This is a genomic window from Ensifer sp., from assembly GCF_031989085.1.
Taxonomy (GTDB): domain Bacteria; phylum Pseudomonadota; class Alphaproteobacteria; order Rhizobiales; family Rhizobiaceae; genus Ensifer.
In genome coordinates, this window is record NZ_DALZXU010000013.1 from 85,115 (window position 1) to 107,610 (window position 22,496).

Annotated in this window: 21 protein-coding genes; 11 read left to right on the top strand and 10 right to left on the bottom strand. The window is 62.7% G+C overall.

Annotation, left to right across the window (positions count from 1 at the left end; genetic code table 11):
• Positions 1-38: 38 nt before the first annotated feature.
• Positions 39-386, bottom strand: coding sequence for an ArsR/SmtB family transcription factor (locus RTP54_RS29625; protein WP_112808056.1), 348 nt, complete (start codon positions 384-386; stop codon positions 39-41).
• A gap of 194 nt (positions 387-580) precedes the next feature.
• On the opposite strand from RTP54_RS29625, the gene RTP54_RS29630 reads away from it, so the two are divergent.
• Complete coding sequence (locus RTP54_RS29630) at positions 581-907, top strand: hypothetical protein (RefSeq protein WP_312367566.1); 327 nt, start codon at positions 581-583, stop codon at positions 905-907.
• A 150-nt stretch (positions 908-1,057) separates the two neighbouring features.
• On the opposite strand, the gene RTP54_RS29635 is transcribed toward RTP54_RS29630, so the two are convergent.
• From RTP54_RS29635 to RTP54_RS29670, 8 genes are all read right to left on the bottom strand, one after another.
• Positions 1,058-1,990 carry a substrate-binding domain-containing protein gene (locus RTP54_RS29635; protein ID WP_112818275.1) on the bottom strand — a complete coding sequence of 311 codons (933 nt, stop codon included), beginning with the start codon at positions 1,988-1,990 and terminating at the stop codon, positions 1,058-1,060.
• 377 nt (positions 1,991-2,367) lie between these two features.
• Positions 2,368-2,994: a hypothetical protein gene (locus RTP54_RS29640; protein ID WP_312367571.1), complete on the bottom strand. Its 627-nt coding sequence runs from the start codon at positions 2,992-2,994 to the stop codon at positions 2,368-2,370.
• 246 nt (positions 2,995-3,240) lie between these two features.
• The gene (locus RTP54_RS29645; RefSeq protein WP_112808050.1) at positions 3,241-3,579 is read right to left on the bottom strand and encodes a slr1659 superfamily regulator; all 339 of its coding nucleotides are present in this window, start codon (positions 3,577-3,579) and stop codon (positions 3,241-3,243) included.
• Between the two features lie 13 nt (positions 3,580-3,592).
• Complete coding sequence (locus tag RTP54_RS29650) at positions 3,593-4,153, bottom strand: slr1658 superfamily regulator (RefSeq protein WP_112808048.1); 561 nt, start codon at positions 4,151-4,153, stop codon at positions 3,593-3,595.
• Between the two features lie 4 nt (positions 4,154-4,157).
• Positions 4,158-6,518: a SpoIIE family protein phosphatase gene (locus RTP54_RS29655; RefSeq protein WP_112818273.1), complete on the bottom strand. Its 2,361-nt coding sequence runs from the start codon at positions 6,516-6,518 to the stop codon at positions 4,158-4,160.
• Positions 6,515-7,693, bottom strand: a complete 1,179-nt coding sequence (locus RTP54_RS29660) for a class I SAM-dependent methyltransferase (RefSeq protein WP_112818272.1) — start codon at positions 7,691-7,693, stop codon at positions 6,515-6,517. The genes RTP54_RS29655 and RTP54_RS29660 overlap by 4 nt, the downstream gene beginning before the upstream one ends.
• Positions 7,690-8,208, bottom strand: a complete 519-nt coding sequence (locus RTP54_RS29665) for a ubiquinone biosynthesis methyltransferase UbiE (protein ID WP_112808205.1) — start codon at positions 8,206-8,208, stop codon at positions 7,690-7,692. The genes RTP54_RS29660 and RTP54_RS29665 overlap by 4 nt, the downstream gene beginning before the upstream one ends.
• Before the next feature lie 139 nt (positions 8,209-8,347).
• Positions 8,348-10,027: a putative bifunctional diguanylate cyclase/phosphodiesterase gene (locus RTP54_RS29670; protein WP_112808042.1), complete on the bottom strand. Its 1,680-nt coding sequence runs from the start codon at positions 10,025-10,027 to the stop codon at positions 8,348-8,350.
• Between the two features lie 717 nt (positions 10,028-10,744).
• On the opposite strand from RTP54_RS29670, the gene RTP54_RS29675 reads away from it, so the two are divergent.
• The 8 genes from RTP54_RS29675 to RTP54_RS29710 all read left to right on the top strand — a co-directional run bounded on the left by RTP54_RS29675 (position 10,745) and on the right by RTP54_RS29710 (position 18,020).
• Positions 10,745-11,551 (top strand): amino acid ABC transporter ATP-binding protein, encoded by an 807-nt coding sequence (locus RTP54_RS29675; RefSeq protein ID WP_112818271.1) that lies wholly within the window; start codon positions 10,745-10,747, stop codon positions 11,549-11,551.
• The gene (locus RTP54_RS29680) at positions 11,548-12,189 is read left to right on the top strand and encodes an amino acid ABC transporter permease (protein WP_312367580.1); all 642 of its coding nucleotides are present in this window, start codon (positions 11,548-11,550) and stop codon (positions 12,187-12,189) included. The genes RTP54_RS29675 and RTP54_RS29680 overlap by 4 nt, the downstream gene beginning before the upstream one ends.
• Complete coding sequence (locus RTP54_RS29685) at positions 12,189-12,851, top strand: amino acid ABC transporter permease (RefSeq protein ID WP_312367582.1); 663 nt, start codon at positions 12,189-12,191, stop codon at positions 12,849-12,851. The genes RTP54_RS29680 and RTP54_RS29685 overlap by 1 nt, the downstream gene beginning before the upstream one ends.
• Before the next feature lie 27 nt (positions 12,852-12,878).
• The gene (locus RTP54_RS29690; protein ID WP_312367584.1) at positions 12,879-13,718 is read left to right on the top strand and encodes a transporter substrate-binding domain-containing protein; all 840 of its coding nucleotides are present in this window, start codon (positions 12,879-12,881) and stop codon (positions 13,716-13,718) included.
• Between the two features lie 84 nt (positions 13,719-13,802).
• Complete coding sequence (locus RTP54_RS29695) at positions 13,803-14,537, top strand: aspartate/glutamate racemase family protein (protein ID WP_312367585.1); 735 nt, start codon at positions 13,803-13,805, stop codon at positions 14,535-14,537.
• 41 nt (positions 14,538-14,578) lie between these two features.
• Positions 14,579-15,718 carry an aldo/keto reductase gene (locus RTP54_RS29700; protein WP_312367587.1) on the top strand — a complete coding sequence of 380 codons (1,140 nt, stop codon included), beginning with the start codon at positions 14,579-14,581 and terminating at the stop codon, positions 15,716-15,718.
• Positions 15,719-15,767: 49 nt separating this feature from the next.
• Positions 15,768-16,658 (top strand): formyltetrahydrofolate deformylase, encoded by an 891-nt coding sequence (gene purU / locus RTP54_RS29705; RefSeq protein WP_312367589.1) that lies wholly within the window; start codon positions 15,768-15,770, stop codon positions 16,656-16,658.
• 78 nt (positions 16,659-16,736) lie between these two features.
• Complete coding sequence (locus tag RTP54_RS29710) at positions 16,737-18,020, top strand: FAD-binding oxidoreductase (protein WP_312367591.1); 1,284 nt, start codon at positions 16,737-16,739, stop codon at positions 18,018-18,020.
• A gap of 16 nt (positions 18,021-18,036) precedes the next feature.
• Here RTP54_RS29710 and RTP54_RS29715 read toward each other — a convergent pair whose 3' ends face one another.
• On the bottom strand, positions 18,037-18,966 hold the full coding sequence (locus RTP54_RS29715) for a LysR substrate-binding domain-containing protein (protein ID WP_312367592.1): 930 nt from the start codon (positions 18,964-18,966) through the stop codon (positions 18,037-18,039).
• Positions 18,967-19,061: 95 nt separating this feature from the next.
• Between RTP54_RS29715 and RTP54_RS29720 the strand changes: the two genes are divergently transcribed.
• Together RTP54_RS29720 and RTP54_RS29725 are read left to right on the top strand one after the other, a co-directional pair.
• A complete protein-coding gene (locus RTP54_RS29720; RefSeq protein ID WP_312367594.1) occupies positions 19,062-21,503 on the top strand; it encodes an FAD-dependent oxidoreductase in 2,442 nt (813 codons plus the stop codon).
• Between the two features lie 42 nt (positions 21,504-21,545).
• Positions 21,546-22,295 carry an electron transfer flavoprotein subunit beta/FixA family protein gene (locus RTP54_RS29725; RefSeq protein ID WP_176356442.1) on the top strand — a complete coding sequence of 250 codons (750 nt, stop codon included), beginning with the start codon at positions 21,546-21,548 and terminating at the stop codon, positions 22,293-22,295.
• The last annotated feature ends 201 nt before the right edge of the window (positions 22,296-22,496 follow it).

The window sequence follows — 22,496 nt, forward strand, 5'->3', positions numbered from 1 at the left end:
GTTTGCCCGGAGGCGGGCGCCGAAAATTGTCGTCACCATCAGGCGCCTCCGGCGGTGCAGCAGGGCGTGAGATCGGCAATCAAAGGTGCGCAGAGGTCGGCGTTGCCACCGCAGCAATCCTTGACCAGGAAGACAGTCAACTCACGCAATGCATCGAGATTGGCGCGATAGATGATCGACCTGCTCTGGCGCTCGCCGGTCACAAGCCCTGCCCGCGAGAGCGTCGCCAAGTGGGCGGACATGGTGTTTTGCGGTACCTCGATCGCTCTCGCCAGTTCCCCGACTGGAAGGCCGTCGGGTTCGTGTCGGACCAGCAGGCGAAAGACGTCGAGACGGGTCGACTGGGCGAGGGCGGCGAGCGCCGAGATGGCTTCTGAATTATCCATATATCCAGATTAATGGATATTACTATCATGTCAATGGGAGTTGCTGCCGATCCGGTCAAGGTGACGGCACAAATCCCGCCTCGTCGGCAGGCGATCTGGGGTTCACCGACGAAGCTGGTGCGTTCTCCCGGTTGGCAGGCGCCTGCCAATGCACCTTCTTTGCCTATCCCATCGCGTCCGAAAGGGGGAAATGCATGCGCCTCTGGAAAATTCCGCAGTCTTTCCCAATATCTGAAAAGTCATCTCAACCTGCTTTGATTTTGGAGGATCAGAGGCAGATGGATCGGTATTTCCGTGACCTGGCAATCGATGAAGACCAACTGAAAATGCTCCAGCGCGTGTTCCGGCACGCCTGCTCCAGCAATGAACTGGAGCCGGAGAGCGACGAGGCGGATACGCTTGGTGCCTCGCTCATCCAGATCTTTCAGCGCGGCGTTCGCAGCGAGCTTGCGCTGATGCAGATGCTTGGAGGCAATGAGCGCCGTATGGGCGTCAACGCACAGGATGACGCGCCAAGCTGATGTCGCTCTCCGTGTGAGGCCCATGCAGCGACGGGCAGAGTGATCCGCAGATATGCCGACGTTTTGGTGGAGCGTTGGGCCAACGCAAGCGGACCACGGATGTCGTCATCCATGGTCCGCGGTTTTTCAACGTTTCAGGCGCCCTTACCCTTACTGGTTCGCCTTGGCGTAATCCTTCATGTTCTCAGGCGTTACCAGTTCGAAGGGAACCCAGATATGGCGCTCGGTCTTTTCACCGCGCGCCAGTGCTACCGCTGCGTCCATGGCGGCGGCCCCTTGGGCAACCGCGTTCTGGAACACTGTTACATCGAGGTCGCCCTGTGCCATCGAGGCAAGCCCGTCCGGCGTCGCGTCGATGCCGGCAACGACCACTTTAGACATGTCCACCCCTGTCGACTTCATCGCCTGGATGGCACCGATCGCCATTTCGTCGTTGTTGGCGATGACGGCGTCGAACTTGGTGCCTGCCGACAGCCAGTTGGTCATGATGTTGGTGGCTTCGAGACGATCCCAGTTGGCGCTCTGTTCCTCGATCACCTTCATGCCCTTGCAATCGTCGCTGGCGATGACGTCGTGGATGTCCTTGGTGCGGGTCAGCGAGGAATGGTTGTTCAACGGGCCCATCAGCACGAAGAGGTCACCCTTGCCGCCGAGCAGCTTGCAGACTTCCCTGGTCTGGATCGTGCCGGAATCGAGCTCGTTCGAGCCGACAAAGGCGGCCGTTTCCGGCAGGCTGTCGACGTCGGCGGGCGGATGGTTTGCATAGACGACGGGGATCTTCGCCTCGGTCGCCAGCTTGGTGATCGCAGGTGTGCCGTCGCCGTCGACCGCGACGACGACGATGGCATCGACGCCGGCCGAAATCAGGTTCTGCACCTGATCAAGCTGGCGGCTCGGATCGTTCTGCGCGTCTTCGACCTGGACGGTGACCTTGTCGAGCTCGGCGGCACGGCTCTCCATCCCGCTGCGCAGGATCGTCAGGAAGGCGCTATCAGAACGGGCAATGGCGATGCCGATGTTTTCGGCATGCGCGGTCGTTGCCGCGAGCGCGCAAACGGCTGCGGAAATCAAAAGTCTCTTCATCCCAATCCTCTCCCATGGTCCGAGCGCTCAGTGCGGCGCAAAGAATGAATGTTCTGATTTGTGAATAAATCAAACATTCATTCTATTGGCAAGGCGGTTCCAACCATTGGAAGAGATGCTGGAAGACCGAAGCACGGCAACTTGCGCCCACATCCCCCGAGCTGCCCGTCGCAGAACACAGGAGCGCATGTCGAGCGCTATGCGGCGACGGCACGCGGTGTCGTGACAATCCAAAAACCGACTGGCAGATCGACTGCGCTGGCCGCAGCTATTCACCCTGCAAGTCAGGCTCGCGACAGGGAGCGGGCGGGCCGTGGGCGCTCAGCCACAGCCGCCGCTCGCTTTGCAGATGCGACGGCTCGATCCCGCCGTTGCCGTCAATTCGCGGCGAAGCAGTAAAAGAGCCCGTCGCCACCGGTCCCCTTGAAGGCTTCCTGGGTGCAGCCGCCGCGCGTGGCGTGCGAAGAATTCCACGATTTCGCCTCCGCGCTGTCGTTGAGGCCCGTTCGGTCACTATGGCCGACGATGGCTGCGCCATCGGTTCCGCTGAGCGTCCAGTTGCCGCAGGTTTCCGGCGCTGCGGTGCCGTCGGCCTTGGAGCCGGTGAGGATATCGTGCCGGTTCGGCGTGTCGCCGCGGCCGTTGATGACCTCACCCTTCTCGTTGAGCGCCGTCTGCTTGGTCAGATTGTTCTTGTCACTGTGCAGCGTGGCGACATCGTCGGCGATCTTTTCGCCCTTGGCGTTGTACCAGGGGCCGGCCCCGATACGGTCCTTGGCATTTTCCGCATCGGTGGAGAGATAGGCCTTCCATGTCTTGCCGGTCGAACCGCTGGCGGTCGCCAGCGTGTTGCAATAGGCGTCAGCCCCGGCAAGACCGCCGAGGTCGCCACCCTTGCCCGGATTGGCGCTGGTGACGAAGAAATTCATCGTCGTCTCCTGGGCGTATGTCCCGGCGACCGAACAGGCCAATGCGGCCGCGACAATTAGAAGTCTGCGTTTCATGGCGTTTCCTCCCGGTGCAGTTTGAACCGCGTGAAGCCTAGGGGCAGCCAGAACAGGAGTAAAATCGAAATCGTGTGATCTGGAGCGCATGGCCGGTGCCGGGTTTGTCGCTCCGCCAGTCGGGGACCAGGCGCTATGCCTCAGCCGAAGCATCGTCCGGCCGACACGAACGAACCATCGGGTGTATGCGACCGCGACGGCTGATCGCAGCCAGCATTCTGGTGCGGCGCGGTCGCGGATACTGGCTCAGTTCAGCCTGAGGTCGATGCCCGGATGCAGCTTCTTCAGGTTGGGAAGCGATTTTGACTGCCACGGAACCTCCGACGTACCGCGCACGGTCAATTGCACGTTCGGTCGGTTGCGGGCTTCGATCGTCAGCTTTGCGAGCAGGTTGATCCCCGACGAGTTGAGGAACTGCAACTCGGCGAGATCGATCGTCATGCGTTCGGGCTCTGCTTCCAGCACCCCCATGGCGAGCGAAAAGATCGGGGCATATGCGTCGGTGCCCGGGAGCCGCATGGTTCCCTCGAAGTGGATGTCGTTACCTTCGGACCAAACGCGGTAGTCCTCGTCCTTGATTTCCATATTCACCTGCTCATCAGTTCGAGATATCGGGGACGGGGATCGAGGCATAGGTCTCGAGTGCGATGCCGCCACCGTCGCCATTGGGTCCGAAAACCCAAGCGAAGCGAACGCCATAATCGCTCATCAAGGTTAAAAGACCAAGTCCAGATCCGCTCTTGCCGGCGCCAATCGCATTGGCCTCGATGCGCTCGATCAAGAGGTCGCCGGGATCGCCGGTGGTGATCTCCGACAGAAGATCCTGGAAACGCGCCGCGGTCTCGCCGTCGACGACGTTCGACACCTTGGCACGGAAATTGTTGTCGTTGATGGACGCCTCGACCACGATGCCGCCGGCGGTGCGAAACTTGACCGCGTTTTCGACCAGCTCGTTCGTCAGATAGCCTATATTGTGGCGAACTTCCTTGTAGGCGTTGCGCGACCCTTTGTACCGGAGCGCAATCAGCTCGGCGACGAAATCAGAGGTAATGGCACAATGCTTCCAGCTCAAATTGAGCTGGCCATCGTAGAGACGCAGCCGCGTCACGCTTTCGTTGGCGCCCCTTGTCAGGTCCGCCGGTCCGTAAAGAGTCGTCATCCGTTCACCTGTGTCTCATGACCACGAGGGTAATGTCGTCGTGTATTTTCTGCTTGCCGATATGCGCCATCAAGTCCTCGATGATGCCTGATTTCGCGTCTTCGGCACTGTGTCCGTAAAACTGCCGGGCGCTGTTGCAGAGCCGTTCGATGCCGAACAGCTCGCCGGCCGCATTCTCCGCCTCCGTCACACCATCGGTGTGGAGGATGATCATGTCGCCGCGCGAAAACGCGACCTCGCGCGTCGCGACGAAGCGCGAGATATCCGACTCCAACCCGATAGGCAGGCCCAGATCCAGCGTGTCGATGCGCTCCACTTCCTCGGCGTTGCGAACGATGATCAGCTCCTCGTGTTGTCCGGAAAGCGTGAGGCGGCCTCCATCATAATCGAGGAATGCGAGGGAAAGATGCTTGTCGGTGTTGGTGCGCACGATGTTCTTGTAGATCGCCCGGTTGAGGCGATTGAGGAACTGGTTGGGGTCCATGTCGCCCGCTTCCTGCAGGGCGCGCGCGACCGATTGCACCATCAGCATCAGCACGCCGCTCTCCAGCCCGTGGCCGGTGACGTCGCCAATGCCGATCTTCAGCCGCGTGCCGTCGCGCAGGACATCGTAATAGTCGCCGCCGACTTCGTCGGCAGGGCGCATATAGGCGGCGATCTCGAGATCGGCGATCTCGTCAAGCTCGCCGGCTTTCGGCAGCACCATCATCTGGATCTGCCGGGCGACCGCCAGTTCGGCGCCAAGTCGCAGGTTCTCGCTGCGCAGCTGCGCGTTGAGGGCCGAGATCTGCTGGTTGGCTTCCTCGATCTGTTTCGTGCGTTCCTCGACAAGATGCTCGAGGTTTTCGGTGTTGAAGCTGATCTCCGCCGCCATGCGGTTGAAGGCGATGCCGGCTTCGCCGACCTCGTCGCGCGTCGAGATCGGCACGCGCACGGAATAGTCCTTCGCCTGGATGCGCTTGGCGGCATCGGCAAGTGCGCTGATACCGGCGGTGACGCGTTTGGAGATGCCGAACACCGCCGCCGTCACGAAGAGCAGGGACGCAAGCAGCGCCAGGATCTGGTAGGCGAGGATCCGGTTGGTCGCCTGCGAGATGCCGGCCTGGGCGGCAAACAGCGACGCGTAGATCTCCCGTTCCGGAACGACGATGCCGAGCGACATCGTCTCCTTGCGCACCGGCCCCGACATCCAGAAGTTTTCCGGCAGCAGCTGCTTCAAGAGGACGAGATAGGGGACCTTCTCGCCGCCTTCGTCGAGCATGACACGCTGGATCACACCGTCCTGTCCGAGCGGTAATTGCGCGATGGCCGCCTGGGCACTCTTGCGCAACGACCGGTTCGCGCCGGTCACGCCCTGCGTGCCGGTTTCGCTTGACGTCTGCAGGCCGATCGTCTTCTCGCCGGCCGGATTGATGGCCAGCACGTTGCCATCGGACATCGCAAGGAAGCCGAAGCCGCTTTCGGCAACCTTGACGTTCTGGACCACCTCGGCCAGCTGGTCGAGCGTGATGTCGGCGCCGGCAGCGCCGGCGACCGCCTTGCGATCGCGCGACCAGAGCGGTTGGAAGAAGCTGACGATGAGCTTGCCGGTGATCGCGTCGGTATAGGGCGCCGTCTGGGTGACGTCGTTGGGCACTGGCCTCAGGCTCGGATCCTTCGCCCATTGCTCCCAGGATTCGTAGATGCCGGGAAAGAAGAACGTCCAGAATTCCGCCTGGTTATGGCCGGGATAGAGCCGATCGAAGGTCTGTGCCTGGTCCGTATAGGGCGCGGTCCTGAAAATCGGTCGCTCCTTGGGACCGATGTAGTACATCTGCAGCTTCGATCGGCCGCTTTCCAGCAGGCTCGGCGCGACCAGGTCGAGAACGGCGCTGTTTTCGATGTCGGCCTGGACGTCGGGACGCGGACGGTGGTCCGGCCCCAGCAGATACCCCCAGACACTGACGACGGAGAGCGGGCCGGGCAGGTTCTGGGCCCAGCCGCCCTTTTCGTTGTAGACGGCGGTCACCGCGCCCGGCGCGCCGCGGGCGAGCGCCTCGCCCACCTGCGATTTGCGAACCGGTCGGTCGATCTGCGACTGGAGAACGCCGGCGAGCGTTCCGACGTCGGTGTGGACCTGGCCGAGCAGCAGGTTGACGCGAGCGGCGGTCGATTCCGCATAGGACCGCATGTAGTCCTGGTTGGCCTTCTGCAGGCCCTGGCCGACTTCGCTTGCCGCATCGCGCGACAGTCTCTGCACGTTCCAGAGGGCAAGGCCGCCGGTGACCAGAAGGTCGAACAGCACGGCGCCGCCAACCACGAGCACGAATTTCGCGCGAAAGGATCTCAAACCGAAGCGGGAGCTTGGTGCATTCTGTACATTCATGTTGGCTTGCGTCCCGAGGCGACCCAGATCGGCCAGCCGGCATATCCCTTGGGATGCAGCGCGGCAAAGATATGGTCCCTGAAGCCCTGGCGGAAACGCTCGATGAATTCGGGCGGATCGCCACGGCGGACCGCCATTTCGCCCGCATAGACGTTTTCCCAGGCGGTAATGACGTCGGCGAAATCCTGCGGGTCTCCATCCAGGTTGGTCACCATGAACGATTCCACCAGGATATCGTCAAAACCGGCTTCGGCGAGATAGCGCCGGCTCTTCGGCCCGAGCTCGACATCCATGTCGAAGTGGCTGAACAGCTTGGCGACCTCGTTGTAGGTCCACTGGATGCTTTGCGCGCGCGGCTCGCCGAGGCAATGGGAGTTCTTTTCATTGGTGATATAGACGCGTCCGCCCGGTTTGCAGATCCGGTAGAGTTCCTTCAGCAGCAGTTCCCGTTCGTTGAAGATCTGTAGCGAGTGGCGGCAGCTGACGAAGTCGAACTGGTTGTCTTCGAGCAGCATCTCCGAGGCATCGCCATAGGTGTATTCGATATCGGTGATACCGAAATTGGCGGCCACTTCCCGCGCATAGGCAAGGCTTGCCTTGGAATGATCGAGCGCGACAATCCGCGCCGGCTGGAACTCTTTCTGCACGAGCACGGCAAAATCGCCGATGCCGCAGCAAACGTCCGCCATGGCGATGCCGGGACGCAGCCCGTGCCGCTGCAGGATCGAGCGCTCGTGGCGCCAGGTCATTTTCGTCTGGGTCCTGAGGATCGGAATGAAGCTCGTATCCTCAAGGAAGCTCTGGCCGGGGTAGAAGGTAGAATCGTAGACCTCGACGGTGATCTGCGGTTCGATTTCGTTCAGGTGACCGAACATGCGCGTCGTCCAGCCGACGACGCTCGATGTCACGATCACCACGCGCAAGTCCGACCGGGCGCGACAGGCGTCGAGGGCGACCCGCACGAAGGCATGGAACGCCGTGTTGTTCATCTGGATGAGGCGCTTGACGTCGAGATAGAGCACGCCGCGCACATCATCGATCGCATGTTTGAGCATGGTGATGCTGTCGGCGATCTCGTCGATCGAGCGGGGGCGGATGACGCCTGCCAGCGAAAACACCTGGCTGTTCGCGTCGAAGGCCGTCTTGAAACTCGGGGAAAGGGCTGCGGCGCTCAACTCACCAGCCCTTCCAGCGGCAGGTCGACGACCAGCGTAACGGCGGGCGAAGGGCCTTCCTCGAAGCGGATGCTCGCGTCGAAATTGATGGCGAGATCGAGCAGGATGCTGTCGCGGCTGGGCGCCATGTCGGTCGATATCGAATCGAGATAACGGGCACGCGCATCGCTGCGATCGACCTTCGACACGGCTTCCCGATAAAACGGGATCTGCTCGGCAGCGCAGGGAAAGGTGATCTTGATCTGCTCGACCGGGCCATGACGGAAGATCGACAGAACGACCTGGCCGCTGGAGGCGCCGCTGCGAAACGAAACTTCGAGCAGCTCATTGAGCGCCGACGAGAAGAAGTTGGAATGGCGGACAGGGTCGGTCCTGTTATGGCTGATGATCCGGGCCAGATAGCTCGAGAGATGGTCGCAATGCTGCCACTCCGAAATAAAGGTTCCCATCTCCATCTCCAGCTGAAGCAAGGGCTCGAATGCCGCTTCCGCTGGGCCATTGTTAGCGACGATCATGCTTGTCTTGTCCTCCATCTGTGGAACTTTGCCACGGCCCACAGGCACTTTCTAGGCTGATTTATCAGGCACGCAAACTGGTTGGCCGCCCCGCGGTCCTTGTGCCTGCGGCCGACCCGATCGCTTTACCCCAGCCCTGTTACGATATTTCCATCGACGACGACTGGCGCAGATAGCTGTCGATCGTGTTGGGCGGCATCGGCACTCCAAGGAAGTAACCCTGCAGTCGGTCGCAGCCTTCGCGATCGAGCCAGAGAGCCTGCGCGCGCGTTTCGACGCCTTCTGCCGTCACCGCCATTCCCAGGCCGTGGGCCAGTGCGATGATCGAGCGGACGATCACCTGGCTCTTCTCGTCATTCTCCAGATCCTTGATGAAGTAGCGGTCGATCTTGATCGTGTCGAACGGGAAGTTCTTGAGATAGCTGAGCGAGGAATAGTAGGTGCCGAAATCGTCGAGCGAGATCTGGATGCCAAGCACGTTCAGTGTGTTGAGCGTATCCAGATTGTTGGTGGTCTTCTCCAGAAGAACGGATTCGGTGACCTCCAGTTCGAGCCGCTCGGCCCGCAGGCCCACCATATCCAGCGTCTGCGACACGCGGTCCGTGAAACCGTCGTGCAGGAACTGGGCCGGTGACAGGTTGACGGCGACGGTGAAGTGCGAGGGCCAGCGGGTCGCCTCCCGGCATGCCTGTTCGAGCACCCATTGGCCAATGTCGCTCATCAGCCCGTCGGCCTCGGCCATCGGCACGAAGACGTTGGGCGGAATGATGCCGACCAGGGGATGGCGCCATCTGACCAGGGCCTCGAAGCCGACAATGGTGAAGGGCGGCTTCACAAGCGGCTGATACTCGATGGAGAACTGGTTTTCCTTGAGCGCGGTGCGCAGGCTTCGCCGCAGCATCTCGCGTTGTTCCAGCACGATCAGCATGGAACGGCTGAAGGTCTTGGCGCGGCCGCGCCCCTCCTTCTTGGCTGCATAAAGGGCGATATCGGCGGCCTTCATCAGCTGCTCGCCCTCATTGCCGTCAGGCGGCGCAATGGCGATGCCGATGCTCGCGCCGACAAAGGCGGAAATACCGTCGACCGTGAACGGCTCCTTGAAGGCGTTGACAACAGCCTCGGCCAGGCGCTCAGCCTCCATCGGCTGATCCGCATTGCGCTGGATGATCGCGAATTCGTCGCCCGCCAGCCGGTATGCGACCTCGCCTTCGCTGAGAACTCCGCGGATGCGCTCGGCCGCCATTCGCAGCACCGCATCGCCGGCGCCGTGTCCGAGCGTATCGTTGATCGGCTTGAAGTCGTCGAGGTCGATCTGCATCAGCGCCGGCTTCTTCTCCTGAACGGCCGGCAGCACGCTGCGCAGATCGTCGCTGAACTGGCGCCGGTTGGGCAGGCCGGTCAGGGCGTCGTGGGTCGCCTGATGAAGCAGAAGCGCCCGTTCGTTTTCGCCCTGGCTGGCGACCTCCCGGCGCGCCGATGCGCCGTCCGTCTCGATGACGCCGATGCCCTGTCCGGCACGAAAGATCAGCAGCGTCCGCCGCGAGCGATTGGGTGCGTTGATGACTTCGATGCTGCGGGGAACGCCATTGGTCAGCACGGATTCGGCGATTGACTTGGAAGCCGGCTCCAGCAACTCGGGATAGACATGCCAGAGCGTCGCATCCACCAGCCCGGCCACCTCATACGCCCGTTGAAGCGCGACCGAGGATGCCACCAGATGCAGCGCCTCGTCGTAAAGCGAGATGACCTCTTCGGTATTGCCAAGGACACTATCGTCCACGGAAGATGCAACAGACAACGTCGAGTCAGTGCTTGACATCCGAGCCTTTCCCTTTCGTTCCTTTCGGACCGCCCGCGAACGCAGCGCCGGCTTGACCTGAGAGCACGCCATCGCGCGTCCGTTCAGTCGATCCTCATTCGCCCGCACAAAGTGTCATGGTCCAGGCCACCAGTAAATGGCGTATCCGGCATCCTGCCCGGCAGTTTCGGCCGAGGCGACCAGGGCGGACAGTCTCACCGTTCGGTTGCAATTCCACAGCCCTTTCTATCACTTGCGGACGACGCAGGCAATTTTCCAGGGCTCTCCAGAGCATAGCGATATCTAGCGATCTGATGGGTTTACTCATCGGTCATGGCTAAAATAGCGTTATCTTGTCCACGGCGGCGATGATCGGCATTAACCATTTTTGGTCGAATCTGTCCCGTTGTCGGCCGCACCCCATGTTCTGCCCGAGCCTGGGGCAGGGACAGTCGCCAGGCTCGCCAAAAAGTTGGCCAGGCGCGCCTGCGGAAATCATAACGCCAGGTTATGCCGATCTGCATTTTTTCTCGCCTGCCGACGCGATTTCGAATCGCTATGGTACTCCCCAACAAAAGAACGGGAACGACTGCCGTTCGCCCTTTGGCTGGCGGCAAACATCAAACAAATTCAGGGACTGGACGCGGCTCATCCGACGCTTGAGCCTCTCCGTGCCTGCATTGGAGCGAAATCGTCATGGATGGCGCTGTCTTGCACCTGGGGAGTGGCAAACCGAGAATGAGCAGGGACAATGCATCGGCCGCCAATGGCGTGGCTTCCGCAGACGAACGGGCGCGAAAGCCGCTGATCAAGCTAGACAAGCTGAGCAAGCACTATGGCAACCACACGGTGCTCGACGGCATCGACCTCGAGGTGATGCCGGGGGAAGTGCTGGCGATCATCGGTCCGAGCGGCTCTGGCAAGAGCACGCTGCTGCGCTGCATCAACTACCTGGAGCCGCCGGATGGCGGTCATGTCACCATCGGCGACATTTCGCTCAACGCCGCAGCACCAGCCGGCCGGTCGGAGCTTTCGACGCTCCGTCGCAGCGTCGGCATGGTCTTCCAGTCCTTCAACCTCTTTCCGCACATGACCGTGTTGCGCAATGTCAGCCTGGCGCAGGAACGCGTGCTGGGACGCAGCCGCAGGAGCGCCGACGAGCGCTCTATGCAGCTGTTGAGCCGCGTCGGCCTGGCCGACAAGGCGCAGCAGTTTCCCGGCCGCTGTTCCGGCGGACAGCAGCAGCGCATCGCGATTGCAAGAGCGCTCGCGCTCGATCCCGACGTCATGCTGTTCGACGAGCCGACCTCGGCGCTCGACCCGGAACTCGGCCTTGAAGTGCTCGCCGTCATGCGGGAACTGGCCGAGACCGGCATGACGATGATCGTCGTCACCCACGAAATGAGCTTTGCCGAAAATGTCTCCGATACGGTGATGATCATGGCCGACGGCAAGATCATCGAAAAGGGTCCGTCGGCAGACGTCATGCGCAATCCGCAAGAGGAGCGAACGAAACGGTTCCTGCGCGCGGTGCACGACCGATGAGCGCCGATCTCCTCGCCATCCTGCGCGGGTTGCCCTGGACGGTGGCGCTCACGCTCGGCGCGTTCGTTGCCGGCGCCATCCTCGGCGTGCCGCTCGTCGCGGCCAGACAGAGCCGCATCCTGCCGCTCAGGTTCCTCGCCATGGTGTTCATCCAGATCGTGCGCGGCATTCCGCCGATCCTGTGGCTGTTCATCATCTTCTTCGGCCTTGGGATGAGCGTCTTTCCGATCAGCCCGTTCAATGCGGCACTCGCCGGGCTGGGGCTGATCGCGGCCGCCAACATGGCGGAAATCTATCGCGGCGCGCTGGCCTCAATCCATTTCGGGCAATGGGAGGCCTCGTCGGCGCTCAATCTCGGGCGTTGGTCGACGCTCGCCGATGTCGTTGCGCCGCAGGCTTTTCGCGTCGCGTTGCCTTCGGCCGCCAGCTACCTGATCGGGCTGATGAAGGAGACCGCCGTCGCCTCGACCATCGGCGTCAGCGAACTCGCCTTCCAGGGCAACCAGCTGTCGCAGCTCACCTTTCGCGGCCTCGAGGTCTTCGCCCTGGTCGGCATGTTCTACATCCTCCTGAGCCTGCCGGTCGCCTGGCTCTCCCGTGTCGCCGACGGCTATCTGCAAGCAAAGGTGGCGCGCTAATGTTGCCGAGCCTCGAAGAACTCTCCGCCTGGCTGCCCGACCTGCTGTCGGGCCTGTCGATCAGCCTTCAGGTGACGGTCCTCAGCCTGCTGATCGGCATCCCCTTCGGCCTGCTGCTCGCGCTCGGCGTGCTCGCCAAAAGCCGACTGACGAAAATCCTTGCACTGTTCCTGGTCGAGGTCGGCCGCGGCGCGCCGGCGCTGGTGCTGCTGCAGTTCATCTATTTCGGGCTGCCCACCACGGGCCTGACGCTCGGGTCCTTCACTGCAGCCGTCATCGCGCTTGCCTGGAACACAGGTGCCTATACCAGCGAGATCATCCGCGCCAGCCTGCAGTCGATCCCGCACGGGCAGCGCGAGGCGGCGGTGGCGATCGGCCTCAACCGACTGGATGCCTTGCGTTACGTCCTGTTGCCGCAGGGCCTGCGCGTCGCGCTACCGGCTCTGCTCGCCTTCTCCATCCTGATCTTCCAGGGCACGTCGCTCTGCTTCACCATCGCGCTGCCGGAACTTGTCAGCCGGGCCTATGAAATCGGCTCGAACACATTTCGCTACTTTCCGGCGCTGCTTGCCGCCGGCGTTCTCTACGCCTCGATCTCCATCCCCGCCGCTCTCCTCGTCAGCCATGTCGAAAAGCGCGCCGGTTCCTATGCGCAACGCTGAACCAACACCACGAAAGGGCATTCAGGCATGACCACATTTGCGACCACGACCCGCCTCCTGCTGACCGGTATCGCCGGCGTCCTCATCTCGAGCCAGGTGGCGCTTGCGCAGGACTGCACCCCGAAGCACACCTTCTCGACGATCGAGCAGGGCACGCTGACCGTCGCCGTCACCACCTATGTTCCTCATTCCTACCTGGACGATGCCGGCAACATGAAGGGCATCGACGGCGACATCGCCGCGGAATTCGCCAAGCGCGAATGCCTGAAGGTGAAGGCCGTTGCCGTCGATCCGGCCGCCGCCATCCAGTATGTACTGTCGGGCCAGGCCGATATCGCCACCGGTGACTGGTATCGCACGGCCGAGCGGGCCAAGGTCATGAACCTCTCGGCGCCGCTCTATACAGACCAGATGGCGATCTATTCCAAGGAAGGCTTCGCCAATGTCGCCGACCTCGAAGGCAAGCAGGTCGGCACGGTCCAGGGTTATCTCTGGGTCACCGATCTGAAGACGCTGCTCGGTTCCAAACTGAAGCTCTATCCCAACTCGGTCAACATGCAGCAAGACCTCTTCTCCGGCCGCATCGACGTGGCGGTCGACGGCTATTCGACCGGCGTCGTCGCCGAAAAGAACGGCGCGCTCAAGGACGTCAAGGTCAAGGTTGCCGCCTCCGACGATCGGGTCAGGGCGACCAAGGAAGCCGCACAGGCGGCCTTCCCCTATTCCTTCAACGCCAAGGAATTCGGTATCGCGCTGGACGCAGGTATCGAGGCGATGCATGCCGACGGCACCATTGTCAGCATCCTGAAATCCTATGGTCTCGATGGCACTGCCGCCGAGACCGGCGCGCCGCGCCTGGTCGAGTAAGGACCGTCTGCGGGAGCCGGGCCGGCTCCCGCCCTTCCGGCGCTCGCGCCGGTTTGCAAACAATCTGATAGCGGAGACAAGACGATGACTGTCCACACAGTCACGCGGAAGACGCAGTCGTGGTACGGGGAATCGATCGGCATCCTCATCCTCGACGCGGCCTATCCTTGCGTGCCCGGCAATGTCGGCAACGCCACCACTTATGATTATCCGGTGCGCTTCCAGGAGGTGCGCGGCGCCTCGATCGATCGGCTGCTCAATCAGCGCGATCCGGCGCTTCGTGACGTCTTCGTCGAAGCGGCGGTGGAGTTGCAGAGCCGCGGCGTGAAAGCGATCACAGGCGCCTGCGGTTTCATGGCCTATTTCCAGGAGGAGGTGGCCGCCGCTGTCGATATCCCCGTGCTGCTGTCGAGCCTGATGCAGATCCCGTTCATGCATTCGGTCGCCGGTGGAACGGTCGGCATCATCACGGCCAATGCCAGCCGACTGACGCCGCGCCACTTCGAGGCGAGCAATGTGCCGGGCCATATCCCGCTGGCGATTGCCGGCATGGAAGGGCAGAAGGAATTTCGCGAGGCCATATTGGAGGAAAAGGGCACGCTCGACAGTGCTGCGATCGAGCGGGAGGTCACCGACGTCGCCCGCAAGCTTGTCGAGGATAATCCGGACGTTCGCTCCATTCTGCTCGAATGCAGCGACCTGCCCCCCTATGCTCACGCCGTGCAGGCGGCGACCGGCAGACCGGTCTTCGACTTCATCACGATGATCAATCACGTCCAGCAAAGCGTCGCTCGCAGAAGCTATCACGGCCGCATGTGACGGCGGCCGGGACCGGGGCGCAAGACAATCAGGAACCAGCCATGTCCATGGACCACTATTACCTTCTCGGCCGCTCGGGCCTCAGGGTCAGCCGGCTCGCGCTCGGCACGATGACCTTCGGCAATGGCGGCATTCGCGGGATCGGCGGTTCCTGGGGTTCGGACGAGGATGCGGCGCGCACGATCTTCAACCGCTATGTCGCGGTCGGCGGCAATTTCATCGACACGGCAGATTCCTATGCGGCGGGCCTCAGTGAAGAACTGATCGGCAAGTTCGTCGCCGAGAGGGGCGTTCGCGACCGGGTGGTGATCTCCACCAAGTTTTCCAACAGCCTGGAGCCCGGCAACCCGAATGCCGGCGGCAACGGGCGCAAGAACCTGATGCGCGCCGTCGATGCCTCGCTGCGGCGATTGAAGACGGACTACATCGATCTTTATCTGCTGCACACCTGGGACCGGATCACGCCCGCAGAAGAGGTCATGCGGACGTTCGACGATCTCGTGCGCGCCGGCAAGATCCGCTATGCCGGACTTTCCGACGTGCCCGGCTGGTACGCGGCGCGCGCGCAGACCTGGGCGGAGGCGCATGCCTTGACGCCACCGATCTGCCTGCAACTGCCCTATTCGCTGGCCGAGCGCAGCATCGAGAACGAATTCGTACCGCTCGCCCAGACGCTCGGCCTCGGGATCACTGCCTGGAGCCCGCTCGCCATGGGCCTGCTCTCCGGCAAGTATCGCGCCGGTCGCGAAGCCTCGGGGCGGCTCTCGCTCGATGCTTCGGGCAGCGGGCTTGGCCTCTTTACCGAGCGCAACATGCGCATCGTCGCTGCATTGGAGCAGGTTTCCGGCGAAACTGGCCGCAGCATGGCGCAGGTCGCGCTGAACTGGGTGGTGACGCAGCCCGGCGTTGGCGCCGCCATCATCGGCGCCAGCCGGCTTGAACAACTCGACGACAATCTGGCCGCGCTCGACTTTGCTATCCCTGTCGAATTGCGCCAGCAGCTGCAGGCGGAAAGTGCCGTCGAGCCGGTCTATCCCTATTCGCTGTTTGCCGACGACTACCAGGCGGGCATCCTCAATGCCGGGGTCGCCGTTGGCGATAAGCCGCGCGGCTATCACCGCGAGACCTTTCTGCCGAGGGTCGCCGACTACGTCTTCGGCCAGCCGAAATCCAAGGCCTGAGCCGCGATCAACCGCCGTTCCCTGACCGCTACCACGAAAGGAAAGTGGCATGACCCTGATGCCCGCCAACCTGACATCCACTGGCGCTGCCGCGTCGTTCATCCTGACGCTTGCCTGCGACGATCAGCCAGGGATCGTTGCGGCCGTGACAACCGAGCTTGCGGCGATCGGCGGCAACATCGTCGAGAGCAACCAGTTTCGCGACGTCGAAAGCAACTGTTTCTTCATGCGCATCGCCTTTAGCGGGCCCGCCGGCATGGCGCGGGACGGCGTCGAGCGGGCGCTGAAGCCGGCAATCGACCGCTTCGGCATGAAGGCTGCTATCTCGGATGCGACGCAGCGGCCGAAGATCATCGTGATGGTCTCCAAGTTCGATCATGCGATGCTGCATCTGCTCTACCAGATCCGCGTCGGCTGGCTGAATGCCGAGGTGGTCGCCATCGTCTCCAACCACGACGACAGTGCGAGAACCGCCGAACTGGACGGCATTGCCTATCATCACTGGAAGGTAACGAAAGACAACAAGGCCGAGCAGGAGCAGCGGCTGATCGATCTGGTGCGCGACACCGGGGCCGACCTCGTGGTCCTTGCCCGTTACATGCAGGTGCTCTCCGATAATCTGTCGAAGCGGCTTTATGGCAGGATCATCAACATCCACCATTCTTTCCTGCCGTCCTTCAAGGGGGCCAAACCCTATCACCAGGCGCATGTGCGTGGCGTCAAGCTGATCGGCGCGACGGCTCACTACGTCACGCCCGATCTGGACGAGGGCCCGATCATCGAGCAGGAGACCGAACGGGTGACCCACGCGATGAGCGCCGAGGATTTCGTCGCAACCGGCCGCGACATCGAGAGCCGGGTTCTTGCCCGCGCGGTGAAGATGCATCTGGAAAACCGCGTCATGCTCAACGCCCACAGGACGGTGGTCTTTACACAGTGACGGCGACGTTATCATTGTCATAACAGATGGAATTTGCGGGCAGAGACGAAACGATGCCCCGCACGAAGGACGAGACCGATGCTGAACGACCCCCGCTCCCACGGCCTTTGGGAAAAGACCGCGCCGTCGGCGCCGGCAACCGGCCCGCTTGCAGCGGACGCATCCGCCGATGTCGTGGTCGTCGGCGGCGGTTTCACCGGCATTTCGGCAGCGCTGCATCTGGCCGAGGCCGGCCGCAGGGTCATCCTGCTCGAAGGGACCGAGATCGGCTTTGGCGGCGCGGGGCGCAATGTCGGGCTCATCAATGCCGGCATGTGGGTGATGCCCGACGATCTGCCGGGCGAACTCGGCGAGGTCCACGGCGAGCGACTTCTCGATCTGCTCGGCAACGGGCCGCGCGTGGTGATGGAGCTGATCGACAGACATGCGATTGCCTGCGAGCTCGAGCGCAACGGTACGCTGCACTGCGCCGTCGGTGAAAGCGGCCTGAAGGAAATCGCCGAACGGGCATCGCAGTGGCAGAAGCGCGGCGCGCCGGTCGAGCTTCTCGACGCGGCGGAGACGGCTGCCCGCATCGGCACGTCAGCCTATGCCGGCGCGCTCCTCGACAAGCGGGCAGGGACCTTGCAGCCGCTTGCCTATGTCCGTGGACTGGCGCATGCGGCTGAGCGTGCCGGGGTTACGTTGCACACATCGAGCCGGGTCGTCTCGACGGAGCGGATCGGCAGCCGCTGGAAGGTGGCGACGGACAGGGCATCCGTGACGGCCGACTGGATCATCGTCGCGACCGACGCCTATAGCACCGGCCCCTGGGAGCATGTGCGCACCGAGCAGGTCTATCTGCCCTATTTCAACCTCGCGACCCGGCCGCTTGCGCCGGAGATGCTCGCGACCATCCTGCCCGACCGCGAGGGCGTGTGGGACACCAAGGAGATCCTCTCGTCGTTTCGCATGGACAAGGCGGGACGGCTGGTGTTCGGCAGCGTCGGCGCTTTGCGCAACGGCGGTGCCGCCGTGCACAAGGCCTGGGCGCGGCGTTCGCTGGCCCGGCTTTTCCCGGAGCTGGGCAAGGTCGATTTCGAGTGCGAATGGTACGGCCAGATCGGCATGACCACCAACGCGCTGCCGCGCTTCCATCGGTTCGCCCCGAATGTCGTCGGCTTTTCCGGCTATAACGGTCGCGGCATCGCGCCCGGAACGGTGTTCGGCCGGGTGCTCGCGCGCCATATCCTGGGCGAGATTGCCGAGGCGGAGTTGCCCTTGCCGCTCAGCGACCCCAATGACCCGCCGATGCGGCGTCTGAAGGAAGCCTATTACGAGGCTGGCGCCCAGGTCGCGCACTTCGTCGGCGAGCGCTTCTGAAGACGCGGTTTTCCCGTCAACCCCTGGCGAAGAAGTCGGCGTCGGCGTTCTGCTCCATCAGCCAGTCGCGAAAGATCTCGGTGCCGCGCTTGGGCGGGCGCTGCGCCGGCATGACGATGTGGATGCTCTGTCCGGTGAGATAGCTCGCCCGGATCGGGCAGACGAGCTTGCCGGCCTTCAGGTGGTCGTGCACCAGGTGTTTCCAGCCAAGCGCGACCCCCTGGCCGAGCACCGCCGCTTCGATCGAATTTAGCGCGTCGGTGAAGACGAAGTCCTGCGTCAGCTTGGCGGCCGAGACGTCGTTGCGTTCGAGATATTCGCGCCAGCCGACGCGTGAGCGATGCCGTTCCTCGAAATGCAAGAGCGTATGGTTGAGCAGGTCGGCCGGGGTCTCGATCGGCCCGTGCTCTTTCAGATAGGCGGGGCTGCAGACCGGCCAAACCTCTTCGGTGACGAAATGCCAGGCGTGGATACCAGGCCATTTGCCGGTGCCGAGACGTGCGGAAAGGTCGATATCTTCCTCCAGCAGGTCCTGGTCGTCCCGGCTGCTCTCGGCAATCCGCAGGGCGATATCCGGATGCTGCGCCTTGAAGGCTTTGAGCCGCGGCAGCAGCCACAATTGCACGAAGGATGCGGAGAACGACACGCGCACGATATCGCGCGAATGCTTCTGCCTGAGCGACGAGATCACCATGTGCAGGTGATCGAAGGCTTCCTGGGTTTCCTTGTAGAGCCGCTTGCCCTCGGCGGTCAGCTCCAGCCGGGCATGTTCGCGGCGGAAGAGCTTCAGGCCGGTCGCCTCCTCTAGCAGGCGGATCGTCTTGCTGACGGCGGGCTGGCTGACGTTCAGCTCCTCCGCCGCGCCGGTAAAGCTCTGCCGCCGGGCGGCAGCCTCGAAGACGAAGAGATAGTTGGCGGAGGGGACGAGCGAGCGAAGTCTATGCATAAACTGAGGTTATGCCCCCGGATAGTTTTTAGCAAGATTACAAGCGCACCGGCCGTTTGTAAGTTGCTGAAAATTCCACATAAGGGAACCTCTTCATGCAAACTCATGCTCGGGCCGTCGTCATCGGCGGCGGTTGCGTCGGTGCCGCCATTCTCTACGGTCTGACGAAGCGCGGCTGGACCGATGTCGCGCTCCTCGAACGCACGCAGCTGACCGCCGGCTCGACATGGCATGCCGCCGGCCTCATTCCGTCCTATGCCCGCTCGATCAATATCGGCCGCATGATCGCCAAGACCATCGAGATCTACGAGGGTCTTGAAGCCGAAACCGGCCAGCATGTCGGCTGGCACAAATGCGGCCAGTTGCGCATCGCCAATACCCGTGACCGTTTTGACGAATACAAGAGCTACATGAGCGTTGCGGCGGTTCAGGGCATTCGCGCCGAGCTTGTGTCGCCGGCGGAAGCCCGCGAACTTTGGCCGCTCCTCGAAAACAACAAGGAGATGCTGGGCGCTCTCTATCACCCAGACGACGGCCACATCGCGCCGGCCGACGTGACGCAGGCCATGGCCAAGGGTGCCCGCGATCGCGGCGCCAAGATCTATCTCAACACCGAGGTGCGCGGTTTCGAGCGCATGCCGAGCGGCGAGTGGAAGATCAAGACCAACCAGGGCGAGATCATCTGCGAGCATATCATTTCGGCGACCGGCAACTATGCGCGCCAGACCGGCGCCATGCTCGGCCTCGAGATCCCGGCGATCCCGATCGTCCATCAATACTGGATCACCGATGCCGTCCCCGAAGTGATCGAACGCAAGCGCCAGGGCCTGCCGGAAATGCCGATCCTGCGCGACGAAGGCTTCGAGGGCTATCTGCGCGAGGAGGGCGACGGCCTGATGTTCGGTCCCTACGAGAAGACCGAACACCTGAAGCTCTTTGCCGAGAACGGCGTGCCGGAGTGGTTCGGCGCCGACCTGCTCGAAGAGGATTTCGATTCCGTTTCCTGGAACTGGGAGCGGGCGATGGACCTCGTCCCGGCGCTCGGCCGCGTCGGCATCAAGGCCAATGTCCGCGGCCCCTTCCAGATGACCGCCGACGAACTGCCGCTGGTGGGACCCGCCTGGGGGCTCGACAATGTCTGGATCGCCGAGGGCGTGCCTGGCGGCATTCTCTGGGGCGGCGCCATCGGCTACTACCTCTCCGAGCGCATCGTCGAAGGCGGCAACAGCCTCGACACGTCAGAGCTGGATCCGCGCCGTTTCGGCGACTACGCCAACAAGAACTGGACGCGTGAGAAAGTGCGCGAGGCCTGGGGCACCCATGCCGAGCAGCACTATCCCGGCCAGGACATGCCGGCCGCCCGGCCGCAGAAGACCGCACCCTCCTATGATCGCCTGACCCAGAAGGGGGCCGTCTGGAGCGTTCTCAACGGCTGGGAAATGCCGAACTGGTTTGCGCCCGAGGGCGTGGAGGCGAAGGACCAGTACAGCTGGCGTTGGACCGAGAAGGGTAAATATGTCGGCGAGGAGGTGCACGCCGTCAGAAACGCCGTTGGCCTCGTCGAGATGACGCCGATGACCAAGTTCGAAGTGAGCGGACCGGGTGCCGAGGCCTGGCTGGACGGCATCCTAGCCAACCGCCTGCCAAAAACAGGTCGCGTCAACCTCAGTCATCACCTGACGAAGAAGGGTGGAGTTCAGGCTGAGTATGTCGTCGCCCGTCTCGAAGACGGCTTGTTCTACCTGATCTCGACGCCGCGGGCAGAGCGCTGGAACTTCGACGATCTCTCAAAGCTTCTGCCGAGGGACGGCAGCGTGCAACTGCGCAACGTCACCAATGATCGTGGCTGCTTCACCATCGTCGGGCCGAAGGCGCGCGAGGTGCTGCAGGCATTGACCGAAATCGATCTTTCCAACGAGGCCTTCCCCTGGTTCGGCGTGCAGACCGGTACGGTGGGGCTTGCCAGCGACGTCCGTCTGTTGCGCGTCAACTATGAAGGCGAGCTCGGCTGGGAGCTTTATCATCCGCTCTGCTACCAGCGGCACCTGCTCGACGCCCTGCTTGCCGCCGGCGAGCCGCATGGTCTGCGGTTGATTGGCCTGCAGGCGCTGGAATCGCTGCGGCTCGAAAAGTCCTACCGGGCGATGTATCGTGACATGAACCCGGAACTGAGTGCCTGGGAAAGCAGCCTCGATCGTTTCGTGCGCCTCGACAAGGGCTGCTTCATCGGTCGCGATGCGCTGGTAAAGGCAAAGGAAGAGGGCGTCGCCCGTCGCTCCTTCACCATCGCGATCGACACCGATGGTGCAAGCGCGCTGATCTATGAGGGCGTCTATCATCAAGGCGAGCTGGTCGGTCGCATCACCTCGGGTGGTTACGCCTACACGCTCGGCCACGATGTTGCCTTCGCGCTGCTGCCGGTCGAGCTTGGGGTGCCCGGGACGGAGCTGGAAGTCCCGATCCTCGGCGAACGGCGCAAGGCCCGCGTCATCGAAGAATCGCCCTACGATCCCGAAGCCAGGCGCGGCCGCATGTAACGGTTTTCGCCAGACAACGAACATTGCCGGAAAGGTTTGGCCATGAAAATACTTGTGACGGTTAAGCGGGTGGTTGACTACAACGTCAAGATCCGGGTGAAGGCGGACGGCTCTGGTGTGGAGCTGGCGAACGTGAAGATGTCGATGAACCCGTTCGACGAGATCTCGGTGGAAGAGGCGCTGCGGCTGAAGGAAGCCGGCAAGGCTGACGAGGTCGTGGTGGTATCGGTCGGCCCGGCCAAGGCCGAAGAGACGCTCAGGACCGCGCTCGCCATGGGTGCCGACCGGGCGATCCTGGTCGAGACCGAAGACCAGGTCGAGCCGCTCGCCGTCGCCAAGATCGTCAAGGGTGTCGCCGAGGCCGAACAGCCGGGCCTGATCATCGTCGGCAAGCAGGCGATCGACGACGACAGCAACCAGACCGGCCAGATGCTGTCGGCGCTGCTTGGCTGGGCGCAGGGCACCTTTGCCTCCAAGGTCGAGATCGGCGACGGCAAGGCGACCGTGACACGCGAGGTCGATGGCGGCCTGCAGACGATCGACATCAAGCTTCCGGCGGTCGTTACCACCGACCTGCGCCTCAACGAGCCGCGGTATGCCTCGCTTCCCAACATCATGAAGGCGAAGAAGAAGCCGCTCGACAAGAAGACGCCGGCCGATTTCGGCGTCGACACCACGGCACGGCTGAAGGTGCTGAAGACCGAGGAGCCGGAAGGCCGCAAGGCCGGCATCAAGGTCAAGTCGGTGGCCGAGCTCGTTGAAAAGCTCAAGACCGAAGCCGGCGTGCTCTGAAATCCGTGAGGTCCGCCTGCAAACGGCGTGTCGCTGCGCTTCCGGTGCTCACGTACTAGAGTACGCTGCGCGCCGGTTCTCGCGCCTCACCGTTTTCGGCAGGCCCTGACGGATTTCGGGAACGAACCATTTTTCTAGAGGACGAGATCATGGCTATTCTGCTTCTGGCTGACCACGACGGCAGCCACCTTTCCGACCAGA